Source organism: Klenkia terrae (assembly GCF_037083865.1).
Lineage (GTDB): Bacteria > Actinomycetota > Actinomycetes > Mycobacteriales > Geodermatophilaceae > Klenkia > Klenkia terrae.
Genome location: NZ_JBAPLV010000003.1, coordinates 59,356 through 85,928, shown reverse-complemented (window position 1 = coordinate 85,928; position 26,573 = coordinate 59,356). Strand labels below are relative to the sequence as shown.

The 26,573-nt window shown below is 77.1% G+C and carries 28 protein-coding genes; 14 read left to right on the top strand and 14 right to left on the bottom strand.

From position 1 onward, the window contains the following. The first annotated feature begins 301 nt into the window (after positions 1-301). From UXQ13_RS04225 to UXQ13_RS04215, 3 genes are read left to right on the top strand one after another with little or no spacing between them, the layout of a single operon-like run. Positions 302-1,303, top strand: a complete 1,002-nt coding sequence (locus tag UXQ13_RS04225; RefSeq protein WP_225231988.1) for an AAA family ATPase — start codon at positions 302-304, stop codon at positions 1,301-1,303. Positions 1,304-1,306: 3 nt separating this feature from the next. Beyond that, entirely contained in the window at positions 1,307-2,665 is a 1,359-nt protein-coding gene (locus tag UXQ13_RS04220) for a DUF58 domain-containing protein (protein WP_225231989.1), read from the top strand. Next, complete coding sequence (locus UXQ13_RS04215) at positions 2,662-4,956, top strand: transglutaminase TgpA family protein (RefSeq protein WP_336391857.1); 2,295 nt, start codon at positions 2,662-2,664, stop codon at positions 4,954-4,956. The genes UXQ13_RS04220 and UXQ13_RS04215 overlap by 4 nt, the downstream gene beginning before the upstream one ends. Positions 4,957-5,061: 105 nt before the next feature. Here the strand turns inward: UXQ13_RS04215 and UXQ13_RS04210 are convergent, their stop codons facing one another. The 6 genes from UXQ13_RS04210 to UXQ13_RS04185 form a co-directional block, all read right to left on the bottom strand. Further along, positions 5,062-5,460, bottom strand: coding sequence for a DUF3040 domain-containing protein (locus tag UXQ13_RS04210; protein ID WP_225231991.1), 399 nt, complete (start codon positions 5,458-5,460; stop codon positions 5,062-5,064). A gap of 198 nt (positions 5,461-5,658) precedes the next feature. Further along, the gene (dinB, locus tag UXQ13_RS04205) at positions 5,659-6,909 is read right to left on the bottom strand and encodes a DNA polymerase IV (protein WP_225231992.1); all 1,251 of its coding nucleotides are present in this window, start codon (positions 6,907-6,909) and stop codon (positions 5,659-5,661) included. 45 nt (positions 6,910-6,954) lie between these two features. Then, the gene (locus UXQ13_RS04200; protein WP_225231993.1) at positions 6,955-7,671 is read right to left on the bottom strand and encodes a glycosyltransferase; all 717 of its coding nucleotides are present in this window, start codon (positions 7,669-7,671) and stop codon (positions 6,955-6,957) included. Continuing rightward, positions 7,668-8,273: an SAM-dependent methyltransferase gene (locus UXQ13_RS04195; protein WP_225231994.1), complete on the bottom strand. Its 606-nt coding sequence runs from the start codon at positions 8,271-8,273 to the stop codon at positions 7,668-7,670. The genes UXQ13_RS04200 and UXQ13_RS04195 overlap by 4 nt, the downstream gene beginning before the upstream one ends. Then, positions 8,270-9,004, bottom strand: a complete 735-nt coding sequence (locus UXQ13_RS04190; RefSeq protein ID WP_225231995.1) for a PIG-L deacetylase family protein — start codon at positions 9,002-9,004, stop codon at positions 8,270-8,272. Before UXQ13_RS04190 ends, UXQ13_RS04195 begins: the two co-directional genes overlap by 4 nt. Further along, entirely contained in the window at positions 9,001-9,969 is a 969-nt protein-coding gene (locus UXQ13_RS04185) for an acyl-CoA dehydrogenase family protein (protein WP_336391856.1), read from the bottom strand. The genes UXQ13_RS04190 and UXQ13_RS04185 overlap by 4 nt, the downstream gene beginning before the upstream one ends. A 119-nt stretch (positions 9,970-10,088) precedes the next feature. On the opposite strand from UXQ13_RS04185, the gene UXQ13_RS04180 reads away from it, so the two are divergent. The 3 genes from UXQ13_RS04180 (at position 10,089) to UXQ13_RS04170 (ending at position 12,596) form a co-directional block, all read left to right on the top strand. Next, on the top strand, positions 10,089-10,340 hold the full coding sequence (locus tag UXQ13_RS04180) for a BatC protein (protein ID WP_336391855.1): 252 nt from the start codon (positions 10,089-10,091) through the stop codon (positions 10,338-10,340). Positions 10,341-10,408: 68 nt separating this feature from the next. After that, positions 10,409-11,647 carry a cupin domain-containing protein gene (locus UXQ13_RS04175; protein WP_225231998.1) on the top strand — a complete coding sequence of 413 codons (1,239 nt, stop codon included), beginning with the start codon at positions 10,409-10,411 and terminating at the stop codon, positions 11,645-11,647. Continuing rightward, positions 11,625-12,596, top strand: coding sequence for a sucrase ferredoxin (locus tag UXQ13_RS04170; RefSeq protein ID WP_225231999.1), 972 nt, complete (start codon positions 11,625-11,627; stop codon positions 12,594-12,596). The genes UXQ13_RS04175 and UXQ13_RS04170 overlap by 23 nt, the downstream gene beginning before the upstream one ends. 11 nt (positions 12,597-12,607) lie before the next feature. Here the strand turns inward: UXQ13_RS04170 and UXQ13_RS04165 are convergent, their stop codons facing one another. From UXQ13_RS04165 to UXQ13_RS04140, 6 genes are all read right to left on the bottom strand, one after another. Next, on the bottom strand, positions 12,608-12,967 hold the full coding sequence (locus UXQ13_RS04165; RefSeq protein ID WP_225232000.1) for a hypothetical protein: 360 nt from the start codon (positions 12,965-12,967) through the stop codon (positions 12,608-12,610). Further along, positions 12,964-14,124, bottom strand: coding sequence for an alkaline phosphatase family protein (locus UXQ13_RS04160; protein ID WP_225232001.1), 1,161 nt, complete (start codon positions 14,122-14,124; stop codon positions 12,964-12,966). The genes UXQ13_RS04165 and UXQ13_RS04160 overlap by 4 nt, the downstream gene beginning before the upstream one ends. Continuing rightward, the gene (locus tag UXQ13_RS04155) at positions 14,121-14,915 is read right to left on the bottom strand and encodes a methyltransferase domain-containing protein (protein ID WP_336391854.1); all 795 of its coding nucleotides are present in this window, start codon (positions 14,913-14,915) and stop codon (positions 14,121-14,123) included. The genes UXQ13_RS04160 and UXQ13_RS04155 overlap by 4 nt, the downstream gene beginning before the upstream one ends. 41 nt (positions 14,916-14,956) lie before the next feature. Then, positions 14,957-15,736, bottom strand: coding sequence for an SAM-dependent methyltransferase (locus UXQ13_RS04150; protein ID WP_336391853.1), 780 nt, complete (start codon positions 15,734-15,736; stop codon positions 14,957-14,959). Between the two features lie 69 nt (positions 15,737-15,805). Further along, positions 15,806-16,285, bottom strand: coding sequence for an SAV_6107 family HEPN domain-containing protein (locus UXQ13_RS04145; protein WP_225232004.1), 480 nt, complete (start codon positions 16,283-16,285; stop codon positions 15,806-15,808). Beyond that, the gene (locus UXQ13_RS04140) at positions 16,285-16,602 is read right to left on the bottom strand and encodes a hypothetical protein (RefSeq protein WP_225232005.1); all 318 of its coding nucleotides are present in this window, start codon (positions 16,600-16,602) and stop codon (positions 16,285-16,287) included. The genes UXQ13_RS04145 and UXQ13_RS04140 overlap by 1 nt, the downstream gene beginning before the upstream one ends. A 214-nt stretch (positions 16,603-16,816) precedes the next feature. On the opposite strand from UXQ13_RS04140, the gene UXQ13_RS04135 reads away from it, so the two are divergent. Together UXQ13_RS04135 and UXQ13_RS04130 are read left to right on the top strand one after the other, a co-directional pair. Next, a complete protein-coding gene (locus tag UXQ13_RS04135; RefSeq protein WP_225232006.1) occupies positions 16,817-17,524 on the top strand; it encodes a maleylpyruvate isomerase family mycothiol-dependent enzyme in 708 nt (235 codons plus the stop codon). Between the two features lie 50 nt (positions 17,525-17,574). Next, positions 17,575-19,038 carry a peptide MFS transporter gene (locus UXQ13_RS04130; RefSeq protein WP_225232007.1) on the top strand — a complete coding sequence of 488 codons (1,464 nt, stop codon included), beginning with the start codon at positions 17,575-17,577 and terminating at the stop codon, positions 19,036-19,038. 15 nt (positions 19,039-19,053) lie between these two features. Here UXQ13_RS04130 and UXQ13_RS04125 read toward each other — a convergent pair whose 3' ends face one another. Continuing rightward, positions 19,054-20,253 carry a Fic family protein gene (locus tag UXQ13_RS04125; RefSeq protein WP_225232008.1) on the bottom strand — a complete coding sequence of 400 codons (1,200 nt, stop codon included), beginning with the start codon at positions 20,251-20,253 and terminating at the stop codon, positions 19,054-19,056. A gap of 86 nt (positions 20,254-20,339) precedes the next feature. On the opposite strand from UXQ13_RS04125, the gene UXQ13_RS04120 reads away from it, so the two are divergent. The 6 genes from UXQ13_RS04120 (at position 20,340) to UXQ13_RS04095 (ending at position 25,590) form a co-directional block, all read left to right on the top strand. Beyond that, positions 20,340-20,822 carry a YbaK/EbsC family protein gene (locus UXQ13_RS04120; protein ID WP_225232009.1) on the top strand — a complete coding sequence of 161 codons (483 nt, stop codon included), beginning with the start codon at positions 20,340-20,342 and terminating at the stop codon, positions 20,820-20,822. Positions 20,823-20,891: 69 nt separating this feature from the next. Continuing rightward, entirely contained in the window at positions 20,892-21,458 is a 567-nt protein-coding gene (locus UXQ13_RS04115) for a GNAT family N-acetyltransferase (RefSeq protein ID WP_336391852.1), read from the top strand. Further along, positions 21,455-23,056, top strand: a complete 1,602-nt coding sequence (locus UXQ13_RS04110; protein ID WP_336391851.1) for a phytoene desaturase family protein — start codon at positions 21,455-21,457, stop codon at positions 23,054-23,056. The genes UXQ13_RS04115 and UXQ13_RS04110 overlap by 4 nt, the downstream gene beginning before the upstream one ends. 7 nt (positions 23,057-23,063) lie before the next feature. Then, on the top strand, positions 23,064-23,834 hold the full coding sequence (locus UXQ13_RS04105) for a carotenoid biosynthesis protein (RefSeq protein ID WP_225232012.1): 771 nt from the start codon (positions 23,064-23,066) through the stop codon (positions 23,832-23,834). Further along, on the top strand, positions 23,831-24,946 hold the full coding sequence (locus UXQ13_RS04100; RefSeq protein WP_336391850.1) for a glycosyltransferase family 2 protein: 1,116 nt from the start codon (positions 23,831-23,833) through the stop codon (positions 24,944-24,946). Before UXQ13_RS04105 ends, UXQ13_RS04100 begins: the two co-directional genes overlap by 4 nt. After that, the gene (locus UXQ13_RS04095; protein WP_225232014.1) at positions 24,943-25,590 is read left to right on the top strand and encodes a flavin reductase family protein; all 648 of its coding nucleotides are present in this window, start codon (positions 24,943-24,945) and stop codon (positions 25,588-25,590) included. The genes UXQ13_RS04100 and UXQ13_RS04095 overlap by 4 nt, the downstream gene beginning before the upstream one ends. Here the strand turns inward: UXQ13_RS04095 and UXQ13_RS04090 are convergent. Further along, positions 25,569-26,549, bottom strand: a complete 981-nt coding sequence (locus UXQ13_RS04090) for a carbohydrate kinase family protein (protein WP_225232015.1) — start codon at positions 26,547-26,549, stop codon at positions 25,569-25,571. The two genes, UXQ13_RS04095 and UXQ13_RS04090, sit on opposite strands and share 22 nt — an antisense overlap. Positions 26,550-26,573: the final 24 nt, after the last annotated feature.

Here is a 26,573-nt window from a genome sequence, read left to right as displayed (position 1 = left end):
GGGGCCTCGCAGGTCCCCCTGTAGGCCCTGCCTCCCCATCGAGCGCCACAGTAACCCACTGGCCCCCACTGGACACCACTTCGCACCCCGTGTCCCCTTTTCCCCCACCGACCCCCACCGGTAGGGGTCTGTGACAGGAGTGACTCGCCCTCCCCGACCGTCCAGAGGGCCCCGGATCCGGCCGATCCCGTGGGCCTCCCGGCACAGGGAGGCCCCGCGTGCCGGGTGGGGGCCGGGGTCACCGACCGGGGCGGGCTCGGACCGCGGCACCGGGCGGGTCGGGGCACGTACCGTGGCGGGGGTGACGGAGGCGACAGCGCTGGGCGCGTCGGGCGGGGCGCGGCACGGTGGTCCGGCGGCCGAGGTCGACGTGCAGGCCGAGGGGGCCCGGATCGCCGCCGCGATGGGCACCGTGGTCGTCGGCAAGCCCGACGTCGTCCGGCTGGCCCTGGTGGTGCTGCTGGCCGAGGGGCACCTGCTCATCGAGGACGTGCCCGGGGTCGGCAAGACCACCCTGGCCAAGGCGATGGCCAAGTCGATCGACTCCGAGGTCCGGCGCATCCAGTTCACGCCCGACCTGCTGCCCAGCGACATCACCGGCGTGGCGGTGTTCGACCAGGAGTCGCGCACCTTCGAGTTCCGGCCCGGCGCGGTGTTCGCCAACCTGGTGGTGGCCGACGAGATCAACCGGGCCTCCCCCAAGACCCAGTCGGCGCTGCTGGAGTGCATGGAGGAGCGCCAGGTCACCGTGGACGGCGTGACCTACGAGCTGGCCCGGCCCTTCATGGTGCTGGCCACCCAGAACCCGCTGGAGATGGAGGGCACCTACCCGCTGCCCGAGGCCCAGCGCGACCGGTTCACCGCGCGGGTGTCGATGGGCTACCCCGACCGCGAGGCCGAGCTGGCCATGCTCGACGACCGCGGCACCGTCGACCCGCTCACCCGGCTGGAGCCGGTCGCCGACGCGGCCGGCGTCCGGGCGATGGTCGACGCCGTCACCCGGGTGCACGTGGCCGAGTCCCTGCGCCGGTACGTCGTGTCGCTGGTCGAGGCCAGCCGGCGTAGCCCGGACCTGCGGCTGGGCGCCTCCCCGCGGGCCGGCCTGCAGCTGCTCCGCTCGGCCCGCGCGGCCGCGGCCCTCGCCGGCCGGGACCACGTGCTGCCCGACGACGTGCAGGAGATGGCCTCCCCCGTGCTCGCACACCGGCTGCTGCTCACCCCGGACGCCTCGCTGGCCCGCCGCACCCCCGAGCGGGTGGTCGGCGACCTGCTGGCCGCCGTCCCGGTCCCCCGCCGGCGCTGAGGCGTGGCCAGGCGCCGCGGCCGGTTGGCCGAGCTCACCTCGAGCCTGACCCTGCGCGGCGGCTGCCTGGTCGCCGCCGGGGTGACGCTGGTGCTGCTGGGCGCGCTGCTGGGTGAGCGGACGCTGGTCCAGGTGGCGCTGTTCGTGCTCACCCTGCCGGCGCTGGCCGCCGTCGGCGTCGTCCGCGCCCGGTTCCGGCTGGCCTCCCGCCGCACCGTCTCCCCCGCCCGGCTGCCCCGCGGCCAGGACGCCGAGGTGCTGCTCGAGGTCACCAACACCGACCGCCGCCCCGGTGGCCTGTGGGCGATGTCCGAGCAGCTGCCCGCCGAGCTCGGCCCCCGGCCCCGCTTCCTGGTCGAGCGCCTGCCCAGCGGGGCGACCGCGGCGCTGCGGTACCCGGTGCACGGCGTCCGGCGCGGCCGGGTCCCGCTCGGCCCGCTCCGGCTGCGGCTGGTCGACCCGTTCGGCCTGGTGCTGCGCACCACCTCGGGCACGGACACCGCCACGCTGCTGGTCGTGCCGCGGGTCCGCCCGCTGGGCCCCCTGGCGCTGTCCGGCGGCGCCGGGGGCGGCGCGGCCGGCGCCCGGCGGTCGCTGGCCGTGCACGGCGAGGACGACGTCAGCGTGCGCGAGTACCGGCGCGGGGACGACCTGCGCAAGGTGCACTGGCGGGCGACCGCGCGCACCGGTGAGCTGATGGTCCGGCTCGAGGAGAAGCCCTGGCGGTCCTCGGCCACCCTGCTCGTGGACACCCGCGAGCGGGCCCACGTGCTGGGCACCACCGCCGCCGGACCCGACGGGGACCCCGCGCCCCCGCCGGACACCCTGGAGTGGGTGGTGGAGGCCGCCGCCAGCATCGGCGACCACCTGCTCGCCCGGGGCGCCGACCTGCGCGTGCTCACCGACGTCGGCGAGGTGGTCACCGGCACCGCGCTGGACCGGCCCGGGCTGGCCGAGCGGCTGGCCACCGTCTCCGCCTCGCGGGCCACGGAACTGGACGCCGGGCTGCAGGCCCTGCGCCGCGGCGCCGACAGCGGTCCGCTGGTCTGCCTGCTGGGCGCCGTCGGGCCGGCCGACGTCGCCGCGCTCGTCCGGGCGCGGTCGGGCCCCGGCACGGACGTCGCCGTCCTGGTCGACGTGGCCGCCTGGCGCGCCGCACCCACCCGCGCCGGACGCCGGCACACACTGGCCCCGGAGGCCGCGCGGGAGCTGACCGACCGGCAGCAGCAGGCCGCCGCGGCGCTGCGGGCCGCCGGCTGGCGGGTGGTGACCGCGGGGCCGCAGGACGCGGTCGAGACGGCGTGGGCCCGGCTGGGCAGCTCGACCACCGAGGCCGCGCCCGGCCGGGCGGTGCCGGCGTGAGCGGGGCGCGCTGGGGCACCGCGGCCGCGGTGGCCACGGCGATGGTGCTGGGCTCCCTCACCCTCACCCCGGTCTTCCTCACCGCCGGGTGGTTCCCCCCGGTGGTCCTCGTCGTGCTGGCGATCACGGTGTCCGGCGCGCTCGTGCGGCTGCTGGTCGAGCGCCGGGGCCGGTCGGACACCGTGCTGGGCGGGCTCGCCGTCCCCGTCGTCCAGGTCGTGGTGTTCCTGACCGTGCTCACCGCGGTCTTCACCCCCGGGCGGGCGCTGGTCGGGGTGCTGCCGACCCCGGGGAGCACCGCCGACCTGCTCGCCGTGCTGGGCTCGGGGTTCTCCGAGATCCGCGAGCAGGTCACCCCGGCGATCGCGCTGGACGGCCTGGTCGCGCTGACCGCGGTGCTGGTCGGCGTCCTGACCCTGGTGGTGGACCTGGTCGCCGTCGGCGCCCGGCAGCCGGCCGCCGGCGGGCTGGCGCTGCTCGTGCTGTGCTGCGTACCGGTGGCGACCACCACCGGCGACGTCTCGCTGCTGGTCTTCCTCGGCCCGGCCCTGGGCCTGGCTGTGCTGCTGTGGGCCGACCAGCGGCTGCGGCTGTCCGGGCGGCAGCGCTCGGGGCCCGGCGCCTTCGGCGGCACCGGGGTGCTGCCGGCCGTGCGCACCGGGGCGGTGGCCGTGCTGGCGGGCATCCTGCTGCCGGTGCTGGTGCCCACCCTGGCCGAGGGCTCCTTCGCCGCGGGGCTCGGCACCGGGCGGGGACCGGGCATCTCCAGCACCGGGACGTCGCTGGACCCGCAGGCCGCGCTGCGCGGGCAGCTGACCCAGCCCGACCCGATCGACCTGCTCCGCGTCGAGACCGACGTGGCCGACCCCTCGTACCTGCGCGCGGTGACGCTGGACCAGTACTCCGACGACGGCTGGAGCATCGGGAACCTCGACGGCACCGAGTCCACCGACGACTCCGACGACCTGGTGCCGCTGGCGCCCGGCGTGCCCGAGCGGGAGGTGCGGGCCCGGATCACCGCGCTGGAGCACGACGACCGCTTCCTGCCGCTGTTCTCCTCCGCGCAGCAGGTGACCGTCCAGGGCGCCGACGACGGCGAGTGGCGGGTGGACCCGGAGAGCGGCACGGTCTTCGGCCGGGACGACGCGCGGACCGACGGGCTGACCTGGGAGGAGGTGGCCCAGGAGGCCCGTCCTACCGTCGAGCAGATGGCGGCCAGCCCGGCCCTGCCGGCCGACGACCCGGTGCAGCAGACCTTCACCGCCCTGCCCGAGCTCGACCAGCGGGTGCGCGACCTGGTCGAGGAGCTGACCAACTCCGGGCAGTCACCGGACGAGCGGGTTCGCGCGATCTTCGACTTCCTCACCGACCGCGCCAACGGGTTCGTCTACAGCCTGAGCACGACGCCGGGTACCACCGGTGACGACCTGGCCGACTTCCTCGCGCTACGCCGGGGCTACTGCGAGCAGTACGCCGGTTCGATGGCCGTCCTCGTCCGGGCGGCCGGGGTACCGGCTCGAGTGGTGCTGGGTTACACCCCCGGCCAGCTGCAGGCCGACGGCAGCCGGCTGGTCACCACGTTGGACGCCCACGCCTGGGTGGAGGTGTTCTACGACGGGCTGGGCTGGCTCCCCTTCGACCCCACCCCGATCGCTGCGGACCGGGCCGTGGACCTGCCGTGGGCCCCACGCGCCGACGACGCGGCGGCGGAGGCCTCGGCGGGCGCAGCCTCGCCGACCACCGCGCCGGCTGCACCGAGCGCCGAGCTGGACCGGGACGACACCGCCACCCCCGAGATCGGCCCGACCATCGCGACCGGGGTGCCCTGGGGGTCCGTCGCAGCGTGGGGCGGCGGATCGGCGGGTGTGCTCGCGCTGCTGGCGGTGCCGGCCCTGGCCCGGGCCGCCCAGCGCCGTCGACGGCTGGCCACCGGTGCGCCGGGCGCGGTGTGGGACGAGCTGCTGGCCGTCGCGGTGGACCTCGGCGTCCCGGTGCGCACGACCGGCACCCCGCGGCAGCTGGCCGACGACCTGGTCGAGCGGGTGGGCGCGGACACCGCGCCGGCCGTCCGCACCCTGTCCCTCGCCCTGCAGCGGGAGGTCTACGCGCCGTCCACGGGCGCCGAGGCCGCGGACCTGGTCGGCCCGGCCGGCGAGGTCAGCCGCGCGCTGCGCCGGTCCGCCGACCTCCGCTCCCGGGTCGTGGCCCGGCTGCTGCCGGCCAGCACCGTGGCCGACGCGCGGGACTGGCTGGCCGCCCACCGCCCCGGCGCCCGCCCCACCCCCGCCTGACCTCCACCCCCGGCCCGAACCGGGGGCGGTGAGGTGGGACGACGACGAGGACCCGCTCCCTCGGGGAGCGGGTCCTCGTCGTGCGTGCGGCTGGGCCGCGGGCGGCTACTGGTCGTAGCGGCGGCGGAAGCGCTCTTCCAGACGGTCCTTCAGCGGCTGCTTGCGGGCCTTGGCGGCGCCGCGGCCACCGGCCTTGGCCGGTCCGCTGGGCGCGGGGCCCGTCTCGACGGCGCCGGTGGCGTGCTTGTAGTTCAGCACCCCGAGCCCGGCACCGGCCAGCATGACCAGGAACCCGGCCACACCCAGCGGGACGGACGGCAGCGCCGCACCGCCCACGAGGAGGGCGAGTCCGACGACGACGAGCAGGGCACCGAGCTGGAGCTTCCGGCGCGCAGCCTTGCGACGGTCGCCGGTACGGACCTGGGAAGCGAACTTCGGGTCGTCGTCGACGAGCGCGCGCTCGATCTGCTCCAGCAACTTCTGCTCGTGCTCGGAGAGCGGCACGACGACCTCCTGAGGTCCACCTTCGGTACCGCCGGTGGCGAGTCGCCGGCGGTGCACCTGAGGATACGAGTCCGCGCCGGGGTGCGAAAGGCGAGTCGCCCCCCGACACGGGGATGGCTTGTGCGGATCACCCGTCCGGGATCCCCGCCACCGGGTGAACGCCCCGGCAGGGGTGGACGTTCCCGGTGCCCGGGGGCTTCACACCTGCGGGTCGGCGGGTCGGCCGCGGCTCCGCTCCACGCGCGGGGCGGGCCGGGAGCGCCCGGTGACGCCGTCCCGGTGCAGGAGGGTGGCCGGGCGCACCGCACCGGCCCCGAACCGGCGGGCGGCCCGGTCGGCGGCCAGCTCGACGTCGCGGCGGCCGTGCTCGCGGGCGCCGAGCACCAGCTGGGTGGGGGTGGTGCCGGTGTCGGCCAGCCGCTCGGCCCGCACGCCGACCAGGCGGATGCGCACCCGGTCCAGGCCGAGGGCGTCGAACAGGCCGCGCGCGGTCTCGTAGAGCTCCTGGCCCACGTCGCTGGGCACCGGCAGCGTGCGAGAGCGGGTGATGGTGGTGAAGTCGGCGAAGCGCACCTTGAGGCTGACCGTGCGGGCCAGCCACCCCGCCGACCGCAGCCGCCCGGCCACCCGCTCGGACAGGTGCAGCAGCTCGCGGTGGATGAGCACCGGGTCGGCCACGTCGACGCCGAAGGTCTCCTCGGCGCCGGTGGACTTCTCCGGCTCGTCGGGCACCACCCGACGCGGGTCCCGGCCGTGGGCCAGCTCCTGCAGGTGCCGCCCGGCGCCCTGGCCGACGGCCCGCTCCAGGGCGCCGGCCGGGGCGCGGGCGAGGTCGCCCACGGTCCGCAGCCCCAGCGACAGCAGCACCTGCTCGGTCTTCGGGCCCACCCCCCACAGCGCGCCCACCGGCAGCGGGTGCAGGAAGTCCAGCACCTCGCCCGGCCGCACGACGAGCAGGCCGTCGGGCTTGCTCCGGGTCGAGGCGACCTTGGCCACGAACTTGGTGGGCGCCACCCCGACCGAGCAGGTGATGCCCTGCTCCTCGTGGATCCGGGCCCGCACCAGCTCGGCCACGGCCACCGCGTCGCCCAGCCGGCGGCCGGCCCCGGAGACGTCGAGGAACGCCTCGTCCAGGGACAACGGCTCGACCAGCGGGGTGATCGACCGGAACACCGCCATCACCCCGCGGGAGACCTCCGAGAACAGCGCCAGGTCACCGGGGACGACGACCGCGGTCGGGCACAGCCGCAGCGCCCGCGCGGTGGGCATCGCGCTGTGCACGCCGAATGCCCGGGCCTCGTAGGTGGCCGAGGTGACCACGCCCCGGCCGCCGGCACCGCCGACGATGACCGGCCGGCCGACCAGCGACGGGTCCTCGCGGACGGCGACGCTGGCGAAGAAGGCGTCCATGTCCACGTGCAGCACCCGGCAGCCCCGCGCGCGGTCCATCCACCACCCCATCGACGTCGAACACGTGTTCGACAGCCTAGCCGGTCACTCCCCCGCCAGCCGGTCCAGGTCGGTGCCGAACCCGCCGCGCGCCCGGGGGTGCCGCCGGGCCGAGGTCACCACCGGGGACGACGGCGTCCGCAGCACGGTGCGGCCGGCCAAGGCCAGGGCACCGACCAGGGCGGCGTCCTCGGAGACCGCCAGCGGCGGGAAGCCGCCGACGGCCAGGTACGCATCGCCCCGAACACCCAGGTTGGCCCCGTGCACGTGCGGGTGCACCGCGCCGGGGCCGTCGGCGCGCCACCGGTCGTACTCCTGCGCGAAGGCCGCGGCGACGTGCGGCGGGTGGCCGGTCCAGTCCCGGACCTGCACCAGCCCGAGGACGGCGTCCACCCCCGACTCGGCGGCCGCCCGCTGCAGGGCGAGCCAGCCCGCGGGCACCACGCTGTCGGCGTCGGTGCTGGCCAGCCAGACCCGGTGCGGGGGCACCCCGGCCGCGGCCGCCTCGGCCAGCACCGCAAGCGAACCGGCGTGCCGCGCGTCGCCCACCGTCTCGCCGTGGGCCTCGACCACCACCGCGCCGGCGGCGGCCGCCACCGCCGCGGTCGCGTCGGTGCACCGGTGGGCCACCACGACCACCCGGACGGCGACGCCGGCCAGCTCGGGGTCGGCCGCGGCCACGGCGAGCGCGGCCAGGCAGGCGGGCAGCACGCCGGCCTCGTCCCGCGCCGGCACCACGACGCCCAGCAGCTCGGGGATCACCAGAGGTCCTCCGCGGCCGCGACCGACGCCGCGCGCACGTCGCCGGCCGGGGCCCGGACCCAGCAGTCCATGAGCAGGTCCGGCTCCTCGTGCGCGGCCACGCGCGGCCAGTCCAGGGCGGCGCGCAGGGCGGCGTGGACGGCGTCCCCGGTCTGCGGGTAGTCGGCCACCGGGTGCCGCCAGTGCACGGCCAGCAGCGTCCCGCCGGGGCGCACCGCCGTCTGCACCTGGTCCAGCAGGCCGGCCAGGTCGGGCGGGGACAGGTAGTAGAGGACCTCGGAGAGCACCAGCAGGTCGACCGGGGGCAGCGGGTCGCCGGGCACCACCCGCTGCTCCACCTGCACGCCGGGGTTGCGCTGCGCGGCGCGGGCGACCGCGGCGGCGCTGGCGTCCCAGGCGGTCAGCCGGTCGCAGCGCGGGGCGAGCGCGGCGGTCAGCTCCCCGACCGAGCAGCCGACCTCGAGCCCCTCGGGGTACCGCTCGCGGGGCAGCACGGCCGTGGTCAGGGCGTACTTGCGCCGCTCGTACCAGCGGCTGCGCATCGACCACGGATCGTCCGCGGCGCGGTACATCTGGTCGAAGTAGGACGGCGGCAGGGTCACCAGAGCACCTCGTGGTCGCGGTCGGCGTGGGCCAGGAACTCCGGCGGCAGCACCGCGGGGTCGGGCCCCAGCGGGTGCACCTGGGTGGTGAAGCAGGCGATCGCGGCCTGCTTGGCGGCGCGGACCGACGGCGGCAGCGGGACCGCCTGCGCCCGGTGCCACGGCACCCGCGGGTCGTCGGGGACCGCCCAGTGCCAGGTCCAGACCGGGTACTGCAGGACCGGGACGCCGAGCCGGGCGGCCGCGGCGAGGGTCGCGCGGCCCACCGCCTCGTGGTCGGGGTGGCCGTCGCCGGTCCAGGTGGTGAGGACGGCGTCCGCACCTGCCAGCTGCGCCCCCAGCGCGAGGGCCAGCTCGTCCTCGTGCGCGGCGACGGCGGAGTCGGGCAGGCCGAGGCGGGTGGTGGTGGCCCCGGCCCCCAGGGCGGCCGACGCACACGCGGACTCCGCCACCCGGGCCGCGGCGAGCTCGGCCGGGCCGAGCACCGGGTTGCCGGGGTGGCTGGCCTCGCCGTCGGTCACCGCCACGAGGTGCAGCTGCACGCCGGCCCCGGCGAGCAGGGCCATCGTGCCGCCGACGCCGAGCACCTCGTCGTCGGGGTGCGCCGCGCAGACCACCACCCGGCGCCAGGTCGGGTCGGGGACCCAGCCGGGCCAGGGTTGCGGCAGCCAGGCGGCCCAGGTCTCCTCGGAGGTGGCGTCGGGCCGGTGGCCGGCCGCGGGCGCGCTCACCGGGCCGCCCGCAGGGGCTCGGCGAGGGCCGCCAGGTCGCGGTCGCCGTGGTGCTGGCGCAGGTAGACCTCGAGGTCGGCGCGGTGCGCCGCCCGGGGTCCGTCGTGGGCGGCCGGACCGGCACCCAGGGCCCGCCCGACCACGGCCAGCACCTCCAGCCCGGTGCGGGCGGCCAGCCCGCGGACCCGGTGCGCCCGGAGCGCGGCGGTGCCCGCCCGGTCGGCGGGGTCGGCGTCCACCTCGGCGGCGGCGACGGCCAGGGCGGCGTCCACCGCGTGCAGGGCGACGTCCACCTGCCCCCAGGCCGCGTCCCGGTGCGGGTCGGCGCCGGCCGCGACCGCCTCGGCCAACGGCGCGGCGACCCCGTGCGCGCCGCCGGCCCAGACCGCGGCGACCCCGATGCCGCCGTGCCAGAACCCCGGCCGGTCCAGGTAGGCCCGCGGCCCGCCGAGCGCGGCGGCGGGGACGTCGTCGAGCTCGACGTCGGCGGTGTCGCTGCCGACCATGGCCGGGGTCGCCCAGCGGCCCGGGCGCGGCGTCGCGCCGGGCGCGGTCAGGTCGACCAGGAACAGCCGTCGGCCGTCCTCGGCGTGCGCGGTGACCAGCGCCGAGGTGCACGAGCGAGCCCCGGAGCACCACTGCTTGGTGCCGGTCAGCACCCACCCGCCGTCCGTGCGGCGGGCCTCGACCCGGCCGGCCGGGGGCTCGGCGGCCCAGACCCCCAGCCGCTCCCCCGCGGCCGGTGCGGGGCAGCCCAGCTCGGCGAGGATCGCGACGGCGTCGGCGTGGCCCTCGGCCAACCGGGCCAGCGGCAGGTCCCGCTCGCCGAGGTCGCGGAGGGCGGCCCAGCGCTGCGCGGTGCGGCCTGCCCCCGGCAGCGGCGGGGACCACCCGTCGTCGAGCAGGCGGGTCAGTGCGGCGGCGGTCCGGGCGATGCTTTCACCCGGCCGCTCGATGGCGGTCACCGGCGCCAGCTACCCGGGACCCGGGGGATCCGAACCGGATGTGTAGCCCGACGATCTTCGCGGTACTGCAGCGACGAGACCGCCGACCGGCGGTCGCACGACGAGCTGATGGAGGAATCGTGGCGTTCGATGACGACGACATGACCAGCACCGAGGGCCCCGCGGACAGCGGCGCCGGCGAGGGCACCCCGGGCCAGCACGACGGCGGTGCCGACGGCGGCGCCGAGGGCCCCGCGGACAGCGGTGCCGGCGAGGGCACCCCGGGTCAGTCCGACGGGGGTGCCGACGGCGGCGCCGAGGGCCCCGCGGACAGCGGCGCCGGCGAGGGCACCCCGGGCCAGTCCGACGGTGGCGCGGACGGGTCGGCCTGAGCACCATCCCGACCTCGCAGGGCCGGGCGGAGGACACCCTCCGCCCGGCCCTGCGGCGCTGCGTGGGCGTGGACCCCGACGTCTTCGCCGCGGCGTACTGGTCCCGCCGTCCCCTGCTGACCAGCGCCGCCGACCTGGGGCGTGACTTCTCCGACCTGCTGACGCTGGCCGACGTCGACGAGCTGCTCTCCGTCCGCGGCCTGCGCACCCCCTTCCTCCGGATCGCCAAGGACGGCGCCGTCGTGGAGCCCCGGCGGTTCACCGGCTCCGGCGGGGCCGGTGCCGAGGTGGCCGACCAGGTGTCCTCGGACTCCGTGCTCCGGCTGTTCAGCGAGGGCTCGACCGTCGTCCTGCAGGGCCTGCACCGGCTCTGGCCGCCGCTGATCGCCTTCGCCGACGCGCTGGCCGCCGAGCTCGGCCACCCCACCCAGGTCAACGCCTACATCACCCCGCCGTCCTCGCGCGGGTTCTCCCCGCACTACGACGTGCACGACGTCTTCGTGCTGCAGGTGGCCGGCGAGAAGCACTGGACCATCCACGAGCCGGTGCTGGCCGACCCGCTGCGCACCCAGCCGTGGGGCGACCGGGCCGAGGCCGTCGCCGCCCGCGCGCAGGAGGCGCCGGTCATCGACGCCGTGCTGCGCCCCGGCGACGCGCTCTACCTGCCCCGGGGCTACCTGCACTCCGCCGTCGCGCTGGGCGAGATCAGCGCCCACCTGACCATCGGCGTGCACAACGTCACCCGGTGGGGCGCGGTGGAGTCCGCGCTGGACCTGGTCCGGACGCTGGCCACCGACGACCCCGCCCTGCGCACCTCGCTGCCGCTGGGCGTCGACCTGACCGCACCCGGCACCACGACCGAGGACGTCGCCGCGGTGCTCGCCGGGCTGCACGCCGCCCTGGACCGGGTGGACCCGGCGGCGGTGGCCGACCGGCTGCGCTCCCGGACCTGGGCGCAGGTGCGCCCCGAGCCGGTGGCCCCGCTGGCCCAGGCGACCGCGGCCGCCGCGCTGACCACCGACACCGTGCTCCGGGTGCGCCCGCGGCTGCGGCTGCAGCTGCGCGACGTCGTGGGCGACGAGGTCGTCCTGGTCGCCGGCCGGCAGCACCGCACGTTCCCCGCGGCGCAGCGGCCGGCCCTGGCCGAGCTGCTGGCCGCCGGCGAGCTGAAGGTCGGCGACCTGCCCGGCCTGCCCGCCGCCGAGCAGTGCGAGCTGGCCCGCCGGCTGGTCGTCGAGTCGGTGGCGGTGGTCCCGGACGCGCAGCCTGTGCACCATGGAGGGGATGAGCGCGGAACAGGTGCCTGAGACGGCACCGGAGGACCCCTTCTGCCAGGACCCCGACCCGCGCACCTACCCGTCGGGCCGGCTCGACGCCGGCCGCTGCTCGGTGCAGGCGCTGCTGGCCGGGGACTCCCCCGTGGCGACCGCGCCGCCCGCGCGCCGGTGGCTGCTGGTCGAGCAGCCCGGGCCGTGGGGGCGCGACGCGCTGCTGCAGTCCCGGTTCGACGCCGACGTGGCGCCCCGGCTCGCCCAGCGCGCCCGAGAGGCCGGGCTGCGCATCCAGATGGTCCGCCGGCCCGGTGAGCGGCTGGCCGACTCCGGCGGCCGGTGGGCGGTGGCCGACGTCCTCGCCCCGTGGGTCCGGTGGTCCACCCGCGCCACCGACGCCGAGCTGCTCGACGTCCCGCTGGACGGGTCGGTCGGCGTGCAGTCCGACGGCCCGACCTTCCTGGTCTGCACGCACGGCGGGCACGACGCCTGCTGCGCGGTCCGCGGGCGCCCGCTGGCCCGCTCGCTCGCCGGCGACGTGTGGGAGACCAGCCACCTCGGCGGGGACCGGTTCGCCGCCAACGTGCTGGCGCTGCCCACCGGCCACCTCTACGGGCAGGTGCCCGAGGACGGCGGTGGGCTGGTCGAGGCGCACGGCCGCGGCGAGGTCGTGCTCGGCATGCTGCGCGGCCGCGCCGGGCTCACCCCCGTCGCGCAGGCCGCCCAGCAGTTCGCCCGGGTCGAGCTCGGGCTCGTGGGCGTGGCCGACCTGCCGGTGACCGCGGTGCGGTCGGTGCCCGACGCCGCCGAGGGCACCGAGCGCTGGGCGGTCGTGCTCACCGGTCCCGACGGCGACGTGCCGGTCCTGCTGGAGAGCCGGCTGTCCGCCGAGCCCCGGCGGTTGACCTGCTCGGCGCTGCGACCGGGCCGGTTCCGGACCTGGCACCCGCTCGCGGTGGGCTCCGTCCCGGTGGGCTCCGTCTAGATCGGCTCCGTCTAGAGCTCGGCCTCCGCGCGCACCCGCCGGGACGGCGAGAAGACCTGCAGGTCCAGGAAGTCCGGCGGGTCGGCGATGCCCGGGCCGCCGTCGGCTACCCACTGCAGGACGTCGCCGGTGGTCTCGTCGTCCAGGATGCCGCCCAGCCACACCGGGCGGGCGCCGGCGGCGCGGCCGGCCGGGCTCGGGCTGACCACCACCACGTTGGACCGCTCGCAGGCGTCCAGGCAGTCCACCACCCGCACCCGGGCGGCACCGCGCTGGAACGCCGTCAGCTGGGCCCGGTGGTCGGTGCCGGGGTGCTTCTCGGCGCGGCCGCAGCAGCAGCCCCGGCAGACGGTCAGGGTCGGGCCGCTCACAGCGCGCTGCCCCGGGCCACCAGCAGCGGGATCGCCAGCTCGGTCGGGGTGAGCGAGCCGTGGTAGGCGGCGAGCATCGAGGGCACCTTCTCCTGCCGGGTGGCGGTGAGGGCCCACGTGCCGCGGGCCAGGGAGACGACGTCGCCGATCCGGGCGGCTAGCGCGTCCTCGACCGGGCCGAACACCCCGCTGGCGACGGCCTCGTCCCGGCTGACCACCCAGGCGCGGTCGCCCAACTCGGCCCGCCAGGCGGCGAGGACGTCGTCGGCGGCACCGTCGACCGCGTGCACGTAGCGCGCCCGGGGCTCCCCGGCCAGCAGCCGGACGCCGGCGGTCAGCGCGGGGGTCGCGTCGATGTCCAGCCGGGTGTCGTCGGGGACGTCGAGCATGCCGTGGTCGGCGGTGACCAGCAGCGCCGCGTCGTCGGGCAGGCCGTCGAGCAGCTGGGCCACCATCAGGTCGACGTGGGCCAGCTGCTGGCGCCAGCTCGGTGAGTCCACCCCGCGCACGTGCCCGGTCAGGTCGAGCTCGGCGTGGTAGCCGTAGACCAGCGCGCGGTCGGTGGCCGCCAGCGAGTGGCCCAGCACCGCGGCCAGGTCACCCGGGCTGACCGCCGGCGCGTAGCGGGCACCGCGGTAGGCCGCTCGGGTCAGCCCCGAGCCGGCGTAGGCGTAGGGCCCGACCACGGTGGCGGGCACGTCGGCGGCGGCCACCCGCTGGAAGACCGTCGGCTGCGCCTGCCAGGTGGTCGGGTCGGGGTCGTCGGTCCACTGCGTGTGGGTCAGCGCCCGGTCCTGCCCGGGGACGTCGGTGACGAAGCCGAGCACGCCGTGGCTGCCCGGCGGCAGGCCGGTGCCCAGGCTGGTCAGGCTGACAGGGGTGGTGCTCGGGCACGGCGCCTGCAGGTCGCCCAGCGGGCCGGACAGCGCCGTCAGCGTGGGCGCGAGGTCGGGGTGGGCCCGCACCAGGTCGGCACCCAGCCCGTCGACGAGGAGGACGGCGACCCGGCGGGCGCCGCGGAGCACCTCGGTGAGCCCGAGCGGGTCGGGACCGCCGACGCCCAGGCAGGCGGCCACCGACGGCAGCACGTCGGCCAGCGTGGTGGCGCCGTAGGCGGGCCGGCGCAGGTCGTCGGGCAGCATGTCGGGCCGGGTCACGACTGCTCGGCACCCCGGGTGGCGATGACGTGCAGCCCGGTGGCGACGTCCCGGTAGGGCGAGACCCCGGCCAGCTCGAGCTCCAGGCGCCGCAGCGCGTCCGGGTCGGCCCCCGACGTGGACTCCAGCAGGTCGGCCACCACCGACACCCCGCGCCACTCGCCGGCCTGCAGCCCGGCGGCTCGGACCAGCTCCAGCAGCTCGTCGGGGGCGAAGCGGCGGCGGCCCGGCCGGGTGCGCGAGCGCGCCGGCGCCGGGTCACGGTCACCGAGCAGGGCCCGGGCCTCGACGGGGTGCCCGCCCAGTGCGCGGGCCAGCACCGCGCCGGCCCGGTTGGCCGCGGTGACGCTCAGCCGGCCGCCGGGGCGCAGCACCGCGGCGATGCCGGCCAGCGTCGCGGCCGGGTCGTCGACGACCTCGAGGACGGCGTGCACCAGCACCAGGTCGTAGCCCCCGTCGGGGCCGCCGTCGGGGCCACGCACGGCGCCGAGCTGGTCGGCGTCGCCCTGCACGCCGTGCACCGACCCGCCCACCCCGGCGAGGTCCGCCCGGCGGCGCAGGGTGGCCAGCGCGTCGGCCGAGGTGTCCACCACGGTGACCGTGTGGCCCAGCTGGGCCAGCGGGACGGCGAACACCCCGGCACCGCCGCCGACGTCGAGCACCTGGAGCGGGCCGGCGCCGACGACCGGGTCCAGCGCGGCCCAGACCGCGGCGGTCCGGACCGGGGGCGCGGCGAGGCCGGCTCCGGCCACGGGTGGGTCGCCGGCGGGTGGGTTCTGCGGCAGCGGCACCCTGGCGACCCTAGACGGCGCCGGTCGGCGGCGCGTACCGGTCAGCGCCGGCGGACCGCCCGCAGCACGGCGTCCCGGACGCTCATCAGGGTGCCCTCGGGGCCGGGCGGGAAGACCGCCTCCCGAGTGGGGTCGGTGGCGCTGACCTCCCAGCCGGCGTCCAGCGCCAGGCCGTCGGCCATCTCCTGCGCGGTGGCGAACAGGTCGGCGGTGAACGGGGTGCCCTCGCCCGCGTGGCTGTCGGCGTGGTGCGCGGTGATCAGCAGGGTGCCGCCGGGGGCGACGGCGGCGGCCAGCTTGCGGTGGAAGTCGGCGAGCTCGGACCGGGGGAACTGCAGGAAGGAGGCGGTGACCAGGTCGTAGGCACCGGCCGGCGGCGCCCAGTCGCCGCGGCCGTCGGCCTGCTCCCAGGTGACGGCGTCGGCGACGCCCGCGGCCTCGCCGGCCTGCCGCGCCCGCTCCAGCGCCACCGGCGACACGTCGGAGCCGGTCACCTGCCAGCCCTGGCCGGCCAACCAGATCGCGTCGCCGCCCTCGCCGCAGCCGACGTCCAGCGCCCGGCCGGGGGTGAGGTCGGCGGCGGTCTCGACCAGCCGCTGGTTGGCGTTGCCCGACCAGATCGGCCGCTCCCGGTAGCGGTCGTCCCAGAAGCGCTCGGTGAACCACTCGGCCGGGTCGGTCTCCTGCCAGGCGGCCACCCGGTCGGCGCTGCCGTGGTCGTGGCCGTGGTCGTGCCCGTGGTCGTGGGCCCGGCCGTGCTGGTGGCCGTCGGCCTGGCCGTGCTGGGGGTTGTGCTGGTCCTGGGGGTGCTCGGTCGCCATGCACCGACCCTCGACCAGCCGCACCGCCGGGGCAAGCATCCGTGCCGGAACGGCAACACCCACGCCCGGTCAGACGCGGCGCAGCGGGGTCACCTGCCCGGGAGGGGCCGGCCGGGCCGCCTCGACCGACACCGGGCGGCCCAGGGTGACCTCGACGACGGCCAGGAACGCCCCGGCGTCCCGGACCAGGTCATCGGCCTCGCGCTCGGTGACCGCCGACGACAGACCTGCCTCCGCGGCGGCCCGCTTGGCCGCGCCGGCGGCGAAGAAGGAGGCCCACTCCCCCAGCTCCGGGGCGACCTGCCCGATCAGCACCCACGCGCTGCGCGGGCGGCGGCGCCCCGCCTCGGGCCGGGTCCGCGCGGCGAGCACGGCGGCCGCCCCGCGCAGCGCGGCCAGGTGCGCCGTGGCGTAGCGCCAGCCCGCGTCGCGGCAGACCGCCGCCTCGGCGAGGCCACGGTGGGCCTGGCCCAGCAGCTGCGACGCCGCCGGCGGCAGCGGCGGGGTGAGCTCGAGCTGGGCCGGGGAGAACACCCGCACGGCGCCCATCAGTCGTGCACCCGGACCAGGCGCCAGCAGTTGCCGGCCGGCTCCCACGACAGGTCGAACACCCCGGCGAACGTGCTGCGGGACCGCCCGGACCGCACCGCCTCGACCCGCCACACCTGGCACGGGCCCGCCGCCGCGGGACCGTCCTGCTCCACCCACGGTCCGGCGGCCGGACCGGCCTCCGTCCAGTGCTCGATCAGCTCGCCCACCTCGTACCGACCCTGACCGCGCCAGAACCGGACCGGCCCGGCGACGCCCCGCTCGACCTGCACCCGCTCCCCGGTCCGACCCCCTGCGCCCACCAGCACCACGCTCATCCCCGGCCTCCGCACTCCCCGTCCCGCGACCGGCACCCCCGCCGGCCGTTCGAACGCACGTTCGAACACGTCGAGAACACCATGCGGGCCGACCGCCGTCAAGGCGACACCCGAACACCTGTTCCCCTGCATGCGGAGCAGTCGACCACCGACCACCGACAGTCCCGGCCGACGCCTCCCCCGACTGTCCGACCCGGGCCCTACCGTGCGGCCCGTGACCGTCGACCACCTCGCCTCCCTGCGACAGGGCACCGCCGCGCTCGCCGAGCTGCTGGCCCGCGCCGACCTGACCGTGCCAGTGCCGTCCTGCCCGGGGTGGTCGCTGGCCGAGCTCGGCCGGCACACCGGCGCGGTCCACCACTGGGCCCGGGCGGCGCTGTCCACCGACGGCCCCCCCGCACTGCCCCCGGGTCCCGCCGACGACCGCGACGTCCCGGGCGCCTACGCCGACGCGGCCACTGCTCTGCTGGACGCCCTGGCCACCACCCCGGCCGACCAGCCGTGCTGGACGCTGGACCGCGCCGACCGCACCGCGGCGTTCTGGGCCCGTCGGCAGGCGCACGAGGTCGCGCTGCACCACTGGGACGCGCGGGCGGCGCTGCACCGGCCGGCCTCCATCGACCCCGCCACGGCCCTGGACGGCATCGACGAGGTGCTGGGCATGTTCCTGCCGCGGCAGGTCCGGCTGGACCGGCTCCCGGCCACCGCGGACGTCGTCCACCCGGTGCCGGCCGAGTCCGGCGCGGTCCTGCCGGTCGGCTCCGGGGACCTCGCGGGCGCCCCGGTGGGCGCCGTCGCCGGGCCGGCCGAGGCCCTGCTGCTCCTGCTCTGGCGGCGGACCGACGTGTCCGACGACCGGCTGCAGCTGCGGGGCGACCGGGCCGCCGTCGCCGCCACCCTGGACCGGCCGCTGACCCCCTGAGCCGCCGGGTGGCGTGCACACCCGCCGATCCGGGAGGAGACTCGTTGCACGTGGCAACCACGACCTCGACGACCTCGCCCGGCGAGGCGACCTTCCTGGGCCAGCCGCGCGGCCTCGCGCACCTGTTCGGCGTGGAGATGTGGGAGCGGTTCAGCTTCTACGGCATGCAGGCTATCCTGCTGTACTACCTCTCCTACTCCGTGGCCGACGGCGGGCTGGGCATCACCACCTCGACGGCGGCCAGCATCGTCGGCGCCTACGGCGGCACGGTCTACCTGTCCAAGATCGTCGGCGGCTGGGTCGCCGACCGGGTGCTGGGCCCGGAGCGGGTGCTCTTCTGGTCTGCCGTCGTCGTCATGGCCGGCCACGTGGCGCTCGCCCTGCTCCCGGGCCTGGCCGGGGTCGGCGTCGGGCTGGTGCTCATCGCGCTGGGCAGCGGCGGGGTCAAGGCTACCGCGACCACCCTGGTCGGCCTGCTCTACACCGCCGACGACGTCCGCCGCGACGCCGGGTTCTCCGTGTTCTACCTGGGCATCAACCTCGGCGCCCTGGCCGGGCCGCTGCTGACCGGGCTGGCCCAGTCCGCCGTCGGCTTCCACCTGGGCTTCGGGCTGGCCGCGGTCGGCATGGCCGCGGGGCTGGCCCAGTACGCCTGGGGCCGGCGCGGGCTGGACGGCACCGGCCGCCAGGTCCCGTCCCCGCTGCCGCCCGCCGAGCGGACCCGCTGGGTCGTCGGCGCCGTCGTGGCCGCGCTGGCGGTCGTCGGGCTGGCGGTGGCCGGGGTGGTCCGCGCCGACCGGCTGGCCACGATCGTGGTGTGGGTCTGCGTCGTGGTGTCGGTGGGCTACTTCGCCCAGCTGCTGCGCAGCGCGCAGGTCGACCGGACCGAGCGCCGGCGGGTGCTCGCCTTCATCCCGATGTTCGTGGCCAGCGTGGCCTTCTGGTCGCTGTACCAGCAGCAGTCCACCGTGGTGGCCCTCTACGCCGACACCCAGCTCGACCGGGACCTGTTCGGCTGGACGGTGCCGGCCTCGTGGGTGCAGTCGATCAACCCGGTCTTCATCATCGCGCTGTCCGGGGTCTTCGCGGCGCTGTGGACCCGGCTGGGCCCCCGGCAGCCCTCCACCCCGGTCAAGTTCGCCGCCGGGACGGCGATCATGGGTGTCGCGTTCCTGCTCTTCCTGCCGATGGCCGGGGCCGGCCCGGGCGGCGCGCCGCTGCTGGGCCTGGTCGGCGTCCTGCTGGTGTTCACCGTGGCCGAGCTGCTGCTGTCCCCCGTCGGGCTGTCGCTGTCGACGAAGCTGGCACCGGCGGCCTACCGGACCCAGATGGTGGCGCTGTGGTTCCTGTCCACCGCGATCGGCACCTCGCTGGCCGGGGTGTTCGCCGGGGCGTACGACCCGGCGGACCAGGTGCCCTACTTCGGCACGCTGGGCGGTGTCGCGGTCGTGCTGGGCGTGGTGCTGGCGCTGGCCACGCCGGTCATCCGGAGGTTGATGTCCGGGGTGCGCTGAGCACGGGCCGGGGAGTCAGCGGCCACCGCGCCGCCCGGCCCGGGCGGCGAACCCGTCCAGCGCGTCCAGCACCTCCCGGGCCTGCCACATCCGGTTGCGCCGCCGGCCGGTGAACTCGGTGACCACCCCGGCGGCCAGCAGCGGCGCCAGCGCCCGGACGACGTTCTGCGCCGGCACCCCGAGCTCCCGGGTGACGGCCGCGGCGTCGACCACGGGCTGGCGGACCAGCAGGTCGGCGATCCGCCAGGCGGCGGCGTCCGAGCGGGCCCGCACGACGTCGTCCCAGCCGGCGCGGACGCCGCGCAGCTCCTCGACCAGCTGGGTGGCGTTGGTGATCGCGGTCAGGGTGCCGCGGGTGAACGCCTCGACCACCGTCTCCAGCTCGCCGCGCCGGTAGGCGGTCAGCGCGTCGAAGTAGCCCTCGACGTCGACCAGCAGGCCGGCCGAGACCGGCACGGTGACCGCCCGGGTGACCCCGTGGTGGCGGAGCAGGCAGTGCACCAGCGCCCGGCCGGCGCGGCCGTTGCCGTCCGGGAACGGGTGGATGGTCTCGAACTGGGCGTGCGCGACCGCGGCCAGCACCACCGGCGCGATGTCGGTGCGGACGGCGAACCGGGTGACGTCGGCGACCAGGCCGGGCACGTCCTGCGCCACCGGGGCGACGTACTCGGCCTGGTGCGGGCCGTAGGACGTGCCGCCCACCCACACCTGCTCGCTGCGCCACCGGCCGGCGATGCCGGGCTCGGTGTCGCGCAGCAGCGCGTCGTGCATCGCCAGCACGGCCGCCGGCGACGGGGCCTCGGCCAGGTCCAGCGCGGCCCGCATGGCCGCGACGTTGCCGACGACGGCCTCCGCGTTGCGGGTGGACGGCGACCCCAGCTCGGCGACCGCGATCGCCCGGGCCCCGCTGGTCAGCTGCTCGATGCGGGAGGACGACGCGGACTCCGTGCGCAGCAGGACCGCGGCGAACGGTGCGACCTCGGACCCCATCCGGGTGTCGAACCGGGCGATCTCGGCGGCCGCGTCCTCGGCGGCCCGGAGCACGGCGGCCCCCACCTGCGGCGTCCGCCCGGCGATCTCCGGGACGACGGCGGCGCGGTAGGGCCCGGTGTGCCGCAGCCGGACCGCCCGCGGCACCACGTCCTCGGGCAGCCCGGGGCGCCAGGGCACCTCGCGGGTCCCGATCGCCGGCCAGTCGGGGGCAGCTGCGCTCACCCGGCGATCTTATCCTCACTTGTGCCACTATGTGCGAACAAGAGCGGAGCCTGCCCTCAGGACGGGTGGGTGCGACGATCAGCGGCGTGACGTCGTCCGAGCACCCGATGGTGGCCCACGTGCAGCAGGTCCTCCGCGACGCCGGCGCGACCGGCGAGGTCCGGCACCTCGCCGACGCCGCGCCCACAGCGCAGGCCGCCGCCGACCAGCTCGGCGTCCCCGTCGGCGCGATCGCCAACAGCCTGGTGTTCGACGTCGGCGGCTCCCCGGTGCTGGTGCTGACCAGCGGTGCGCACCGGGTGGACACCGCCAAGGTGGCCGCCCTCCTCGGCGTGCCCGAGCTGACCAAGGCCACCGCGGCCTTCGTCCGGGAGCACACCGGGCAGGCGATCGGCGGGGTCGCCCCGGTCGGCCACCCGGAGCCGATCGGCACGCTGGTCGACATCACCCTGGCCCGGCACGAGCAGGTGTGGGCCGCGGCCGGCCACCCGCACACCGTCTTCCCCACCACCTACGACGAGCTGCTGCGGATCACCGCCGGCACCGCCGCCGAGGTCGACGCCGGCTGACCGACGGCGCCGGTGGACCGGTGGGATGATCGGAGCCATGCCGTCCGTGGACCCCGCAGCACCCGCAGCATGAGCGCACCGACCACCCGGGTGACCGAGCTGCCCACCCCCTGGATGCGTGAGCACCTGCACGAGGCGCTGGCCGTCTACGGCCTGGCCATGGGCTACGGGGACTCCGTGGTGGCCGGCCGGTACGGCTACGCCGTCCAGCACACCGAGCGCCAGGGCTTCCGCGCGGTCGGTGCCTTCGCCGAGGGCCCGGACGGCGAGACCCTCGTCGGGTTCGGCTACGGCTACCTCGTCGCCCCGGGCCAGTGGTGGCACGACCAGGTCAAGCACGCCCTGGACCGGCGGACCGCCAAGCGCTGGCTCCCCGGCGGGTTCGAGGTCTGCGAGCTGCACGTGCACCCCGAGCACCAGAGCAAGGGCCTGGGTCGGCAGCTGCTGCACGCGCTGGTGGCCGACCTGCCGCACCCGGCCGCGCTGCTGTCCACCCCGGACGCCGACACCAAGGCCTTCCGGCTGTACCGGGCCGACGGCTTCGTCGACCTCGCGCGCAACCACCACTTCCCCGGCGACGCACGACCCTTCGCCATCCTCGGGGCCCGCCTGCCCCTCGGGTCGGCCGCCGAGTGACCGACGCCGTCGTCGTCGGGTCGGGCCACAACGGGCTGGTCGCCGCCTGCCACCTGGCCGTCGCCGGGCTCTCGGTCGAGGTGGTCGAGGCCGACGAGGTGCTCGGCGGAGCGGTCTCCACGGTGGAGCGCTGGCCGGGGGTCCGGGTCGACCGGGGCTCCAGCGCGCACGTGATCATCCGGCACTCGGGCATCGTCGAGGAGCTGGACCTGGCCGCCCACGGCCTGCGCTACGTCGACTGCGACCCGTGGGGCTTCGCCCCGGCTCCCGAGCCCGGCAGCGACGGGCCCGACGGCCGACCCCTGGTCTTCTCCGTGGACCTCGACGCCACCTGCGCCTCGATCGAGGCCGCCTGCGGACCGGCCGACGCCGCGGCCTACCGGCGGTTCGTCGAGGTGTGGGGCCCGCGCAGCGCGCAGGTCGTGCAGGCCTTCGGCGACCGGCCGAGCCCGGCCCGGCTGGTCCGGCACCTGTGGCCGTTGGGCGCCCCGGCCAAGGGCCGCCCGCGCACCCCCGGCGGCGAGCTCGCCACCGACTTCCTGGGCTCCGGCGACGCGCTGCTGGACAAGTGGTTCGGCAGCGAGCGACTCAAGGCCGCCCTGGCCTGGTTCGGCGCGCAGTCCGGCCCGCCGATGTCCGAACCGGGGACGGCGGCGATGGTGGGCTGGGCAGCGCTGCTGCACACCACCCCGCCCGGTCACCCGGTCGGCGGCTCGGGCGGGCTGACCGCGGCGCTGCGGCGCAAGCTCGAGGCGCACGGCGGCCGGGTCACCCTCGGCGACGGCGCGGCCGAGCTGCTGGTGTCCGAGGGGAAGGTGGCCGGCGTGGTCACCGCGTCCGGACGCCGCATCGAGGCGCCGACCGTGGTCGCCGCCTGCCACGTCGGGGCGACCCGGGCCTTCGTCGGCGAGCACGCGCCGCCGGCCCTGCGCGACGCCGACCCGCCGCTGGGCAACGGCTTCGGCCTGGTGGTGCGCTGCCTGACCGACGCCCTGCCCAGCTACCCCGGGGTGTCCCAGGCCGAGTCGTTGCAGGGACTGCAACTGCTGTGCACCGACCGCGCCGTGCTGGCCCGGGCGCACGGCGACTGGCAGGCCGGCGACCTCCCCCGTGAGCCGGTCCCGCTGGCGATGAGCTTCTCGGCCAGCGACGACACCCTCGCCCCGCCCGGTCAGCACGTGGTCACGATCTGGGGCCAGTGGTACCCCTACCGGCTGGCCGACGGCTCCGACTGGACGGCGATCGCCGACGCAGAGGCCGCCCGGCTGGTGGCGTCGGTCGACCGGTTCGCCCCCGGCTTCGCCGACTCGGTGCAGCGGCTGTACGTCCAGACCCCCCTGCTGCTCGAGCAGGAGCTCCGGCTCCCCCGCGGCAACGTCATGCACGTGGAGATGTCGCTGGCATCGATGTTCGCGTTCCGGCCCACCCCGGAGCTCTCCGGCCACCGGGTGCCCGGCCTGCCCGGCCTGTACCTGACCGGCGCCTCGACGCACCCCGGCGGCGGGGTCAGCGGCAACAGCGGCCGGACGGCGGCCCGGGTGGTCCTCGCCGACCGCGGACGCCGGGCCCGGGCGGTGCGCCGCCTGCTGCGCCGGTGAGCCGGTCGTGACCCGGGTCCTGCCCTGGGCGCTGACCGGGCTGCTGCTGGCCACCGCGATCGCCTACCCGCTGACCGCCGGCGCGGCCCGGGACGCGGTCAGCTGGTCCATCGTGCTGCTGGGTGCTGCGCTGGCCGTCGTCCACGCCTCGCTGTCCCGGCGGCTGGGGCTGGCGGTGTTGGGCACGGTCGCGCTGGCCTCGGTGGTCTTCGAGTCCGTCGGGCTGGCCACCGGGTTCCCCTACGGCAGCTACACCTACAGCGACGCCCTGGGCCCCACGCTGCTCGGCGTGCCGTTCCTGGTGCCGCTGGCCTGGCTGATGATGGCTTGGCCGAGCTGGCTGCTGGCCCACCGGCTGGTGCCCGGGTCGAGGATCGGCCGGATCGCGGTGGCCGCCTACGTGTTCGCCGCCTGGGACGTCGTCCTGGACCCCCAGCTGGTGCAGGCCGGGTACTGGACCTGGGCGCACCCGAGCCCCGGGCTGCCCGGCATCGACACCGTGCCGCTGACCAACCTGGCCGGCTGGCTGCTGGCCGGCGTCGTCCTCATGACCGCGCTGGACCTGCTGGCCGCCCGGCGCACCCCGACCCTCCCCGACCACGCGCCCCTGCTGGCGCTGGCCTGGATGACCCTGGGCGGCGCGCTGGCCCACGTCGGCTGGCTGGGCCTGCCCGGCTCGGCGGCCTGGGGCGTCGTCCTGGCGCTGCCGGTGCTGGTCGCCCTGGGGCTCCGCCACCGCGGTGCGGCCGCCCGCCGCCGGGCGCGCGCCGTCGCATGACCACCCGGACCCGGGGCCGCCGCGGGGTGGGCCGGCAGGTGCTGCGCGGGCTGGTGGCGGTCGACGTCGCGCTCGCGGTGCACGCAGCCGTCAACGGCGCGCTGCTGCGGACGCCGGCCGCGGACCCGCCGGCCACCGACGACCGGGTGCGGGTGGTGGTGCCCGCCCGGGACGAGGCGCACCAGATCGGCGGGTGCCTGGACGCCCTCGCCGCGCAGACCGGCGTCGCCCACCTGCAGGTCGTCGTGGTCGACGACGGCTCGACCGACAGCACGGCCGACCTCGCCCGGGACCGCGGCGCCACGGTGCTGCCCGCCGACCCGCCGCGGGACGGGTGGCTCGGGAAGCCGAACGCGTGCGCGCAGGGTGCCGCCGGCGCCGCGGACGTCGACGTGCTGGTCTTCGTCGACGCCGACGTCCGGCTGGCCCCGCACGCGGTCGCGGCCGCCGTCCACCTGCTCCGGGCGCACGACCTGGACCTGGTGAGCCCCTGGCCGCGGCAGCTCGCGGTCACCCCGGCCGAGCGGCTGGTGCAGCCGCTGCAGCAGTGGCTGTGGGCCACCCTGCTGCCGCTGCGCGCGGCGGAGCGCTCGCCGCGGCCGAGCCTGGCCGCGGCCAACGGGCAGTTCCTGGTGGTCGACCGGGCCGCGTACGAGCGGGCCGGTGGGCACGGCGCCGTCCGCGACGAGGTGCTGGAGGACATCGCGCTGCTGCGGGCGGTGAAGCGGGCCGGCGGGCGGGGCGTCGTGGTCGACGGGTCGACGCTGGCCGCGACCCGGATGTACGAGGACTGGCCGGCGCTGGCCGCCGGGTACGAGAAGTCGCTGTGGGCGGCGCTGGGCGGCTCCCCGGCGGGCAGCCTGGCCGCGGCGGCCGCACTCACCGCGCTGCACGTCGTCCCCCCGCTGACCGGCACGCGGGCCGGGCTGGTCGGCTACCTGGCCGGGGTGGCCGGGCGGGCGGTGACCGCGCGCCGCACCGGCGGGCGGGTCTGGCCCGACAGCCTGGCGCACCCGCTGGGGGTGGCCGTGCTCGACCTGCTCGTCGTCCGGTCGGTGCTGGGGAGGCACCGCGGCACCCTGCGGTGGCGGGGCCGCACACTGGGTCGGTGACCGCACACGAGCGCACCCGCTTCGACCCCGCCGAGCTGGGCCCCAAGGCCTTCTACCGGGTGCTGAACTCCGTCGTCGTCCCCCGGCCCATCGCCTGGGTCTGCACCCGGTCGGCCGAGGGCGTGCACAACCTGGCCCCGCACTCCTTCTACACCGTGGCCTGCGTGGACCCGCCGATCGTGCAGTTCACCAGCGTCGGCCGCAAGGACAGCCTGAACAACGTCGAGGCCACCGGGGAGTTCACGGTCAGCGTGACGCCCGAGGACCTCTTCGAGCAGGTCAACGCCACCGGCACCGACTTCCCGCCCGGCCACGACGAGGCCGAGCACACCGGCGTCGTCCTCGAGGACAGCGACGTGGTGGGCACCAAGCGGGTCGCCCAGAGCCCGGTCTCGCTGGAGTGCACGCTGCACTCGACCCTGTCGCTGGGTGACTCCACGATCGTCTTCGGCCGGGTGGTGGCCGTCAGCGCGTGGAGCGACGTCGTCCGCGACGGCCGGCCGCGCATCGAGGGCCTGCGCCCGCTGGCCCGGCTGGGCGGCAACGAGTGGTCGACCATCGGCGAGCTCAAGGAGATCGCCCGGATCCCGTTCAGCCGGTGGGCCGAGGATCCCTCGATCGGTCAGGCGCTGCGCGGGGACTGAGGCACGTGCGGGGCCACCTCGTCGGCGGCGTCGGCACCGAAGGCCAGCGCGAACCGCTCCAGGAAGGACTCCCGGGGCAGGTCGTACTCCTGGGTGCCGATGACCTCGACGGCGGCGGTGGCCACGGCCGACCCCACCTGGGTCGCCCGCTCCACGCCCAGGCCCCACTGGCGGGCGGCGACGAAGCCGGCGCGCAGCGCGTCGCCGCCGCCGGTGGGCTCCACCGGCTTGGTCTCCGGGACCGCGATGACCTCGATCGTCTCGCCGTCGCGCTGCTCGACGCGCACGCCGTTGGCGGCGCGGGTGGTCACCCAGGTGCCCACCCGGCCCAGCACGTCGGCGTGGCTCCAGCCGGTCTTCTGCTTGAGCAGCGCGGCCTCGTACTCGTTGGTGAACAGCAGGTCGGCGCCGTCGACCAGGGTGCGGATCATCTCGCCGTCGGCCCACGCGAGCTGCTGGGAGGGGTCGGCCAGGAACGGGTAGCCGCGGTCCCGGCACTCCTGGGTGTGCCGCACCATCGCGGTCGGGTCGTTCGGGCCGACGATCACCAGGTCGGGCGCACCCACCCGGGCGGCCACCGGGGCCAGCTCGATCTCCGAGGCCTCGGCCATCGCGCCCGAGTAGAAGGAGGCGATCTGGTTGTTGGTCGCGTCGGTGGTGCAGGTGAAGCGGGCGGTGTGCTTGACCTCCGACCAGCGGATCGAGGCGGTGTCCACGCCGTGCCCACGCAGCCAGGCCTCGTACTCGTCGAAGTCGCTGCCCACGGCGCCGACCAGCACCGGACCCAGCCCGAGCAGGCCCATGCCGTAGGCCATGTTGGCGCCGGCGCCGCCGCGGTGCTGCACCAGGTCGTCGACCAGGAAGGACAGCGACACGTTCTCCATCTGCCCCTCGACGAACTGCTCGGCGAACTTGCCCGGGAAGGTCATGAGGTGGTCGGTGGCGATCGAACCGGTCACGACGACGGACACGGTGGGGCTCCA

Coding starts and splice junctions, on each gene's coding strand:
- dinB (WP_225231992.1), bottom strand. CDS start 6,909: ATGGACCGCGCGCGGGGCTGCCGGGTGCTGCACGTGGACATGGACGCC.
- UXQ13_RS04170 (WP_225231999.1), top strand. CDS start 11,625: ATGAGCGCGGAACAGGTGCCTGAGACGGCACCGGAGGACCCCTTCTGC.
- UXQ13_RS04150 (WP_336391853.1), bottom strand. CDS start 15,736: ATGGCGACCGAGCACCCCCAGGACCAGCACAACCCCCAGCACGGCCAG.
- UXQ13_RS04145 (WP_225232004.1), bottom strand. CDS start 16,285: ATGGGCGCCGTGCGGGTGTTCTCCCCGGCCCAGCTCGAGCTCACCCCG.
- UXQ13_RS04140 (WP_225232005.1), bottom strand. CDS start 16,602: ATGAGCGTGGTGCTGGTGGGCGCAGGGGGTCGGACCGGGGAGCGGGTG.
- UXQ13_RS04115 (WP_336391852.1), top strand. CDS start 20,892: ATGAGCGCACCGACCACCCGGGTGACCGAGCTGCCCACCCCCTGGATG.
- UXQ13_RS04100 (WP_336391850.1), top strand. CDS start 23,831: ATGACCACCCGGACCCGGGGCCGCCGCGGGGTGGGCCGGCAGGTGCTG.